Annotated in this window: 2 protein-coding genes; one reads left to right on the plus strand and one right to left on the minus strand. The window is 39.8% G+C overall.

Annotation, left to right across the window (positions count from 1 at the left end):
* Positions 1–690: penicillin acylase family protein (locus VXQ92_RS16495; RefSeq protein ID WP_416682552.1), on the plus strand; the 690-nt coding region annotated here is incomplete at its 5' end.
* A gap of 71 nt (positions 691–761) precedes the next feature.
* On the opposite strand, the gene VXQ92_RS16500 is transcribed toward VXQ92_RS16495, so the two are convergent.
* Positions 762–1,832 (minus strand): aldehyde dehydrogenase family protein (locus tag VXQ92_RS16500; protein ID WP_416682553.1); only part of this gene is annotated, 1,071 nt, incomplete at its 5' end.

Here is a 1,832-nt window from a genome sequence, read left to right on the forward strand (position 1 = left end):
TTACTTGTCAGTTGGGATCTTAAATTACGCCCTGATAGCGAGGCGAAATATTATCAAGGTGCAGCACCAGCAATTACACGTGCATGGCTTAATCAAATGATTGAACTGGTACTCAAACCAAACCTTTCAGAAAATATTTATAAGCGTTATACCGATACACTTTATCCGGTAAATAATGATCCGCGTAGTGCACAGCCAGCGAGTGCATCGAAATTAATCTGGAATGCACTGCAAGGAAAACAGGCAAGCGTTCCTCAGACTGTTGATTTCTTAAAAGGACAAACAGCAGATGAAGTCGTATTAAAAGCTTTAGAAAATGCGCTGACTGAACTTTCAAATCAATATCACTCTACCGACCCGAACGACTGGAAAATTCCGGTGGCAACCATGGGTTTTTCCAGCAAAAATTCGGTAGGCATTCCTTGGGCTGATCCATCACATGAACAAAAGCTTAGCACCTATGGAAATACAGGAAGTGCTACTTTTAGAGTGGTCTTAAATCCAAATCAAGTCACCATGTGTTCGATTTTGGCCCCAGGACAAAGTGGTTTTATCAATCAAAATGGAAAACCTGATGCCCACTTTGCAGATCAGCTCTCTTTATTTGAAAGTTATAAATGTAAAGATGATGCGGTGAGTCAAAAAGAAATCGACCAATCAATTCAACAAAGCATCACTTTAAACTACTAAATTTTTAGCCCAATTTTTATGTTAAAAGACTGAGGTTTGTTATTTATAAAATGACAAACCTCTTTATTAGTTTAATACCGAATCATCACCGATTTTAATTCGGTGTAATCTTCGATAAATGCATCTGAAAACTCTCTGCCAATTCCCGAAGCTTTTACCCCACCAAATGGAACTGATGGATCTAAGAACGTATGCATATTGACCCACAAGGTACCTGCTTCAATTTTAGGAATTAAACGTAAAGCTTTAGATAAGTCATTTGTCCAAATACTTGCGGTTAAACCAAAGCGTGACTGATTCATCAGTTGAATGAGCTCTTCATCAGTGTCGAATGGCATTACCCCGACCACTGGACCAAAGGTTTCTTCTGAAAATAAAGGATCGTCCGTATTTTTGAAGGAAATTATAGTCGGCTGTACAAAATAACCGGTCTGATCTAAAGCCTCACCTCCAGCAATAATCTGGTTGTTGGCTTTAGCCATATCTAAATAATGTTTCACTTTATGAAAGTGTGGCTGGTTAGAAAGTGGACCAAACATACTTCCTTCATCCATAGCCGATCCAATTTTAAACTGCGAAAGTGCTTTCGAGAGCTTCTCGACTAGTTCATCATGTTTTGTATGGTGTACAAAAAAACGCTCTGGGGATGCACAAACTTGACCTTGATGCACAAAAGTTGCTTGCAACAAAGTCGGTAAAATCTCATCAATATTTGCATCGGCCAAAACAGCTATGGCATTTTTACCACCCAGCTCCAGACTTACCCGAGTTAAATCACTGCTCATCGCAAGTTTACCAATCGCAATACCTGTTGGTACTGAACCTGTAAACGAAACTTTCTTAACGAGTGGTGACTCAATTAAATATTGTCCTGTCTCCCCCTTACCCGTAACCACATTAATTACACCCGCTGGAATACCTGCCTCAATCGCAAGTTCAGCTAAACGTAATAAAGATAAGCTGGCAAACTCACTTGGTTTAAGCACAATGGTACAGCCAGTGGTCAAAGCTGAACCGATTTTCCAAACGCCAATCATGAGTGAAAAATTCCAAGGCACAATCCCTGCAACCACACCTACTGGTTGCCTTAAAGTAAAAGCTGTATATTTTTCACCTTGCATAGAAGGAATAGAGGGTTGCAT

The sequence above is a fragment of the Acinetobacter sp. 228 genome, from assembly GCF_048147885.1.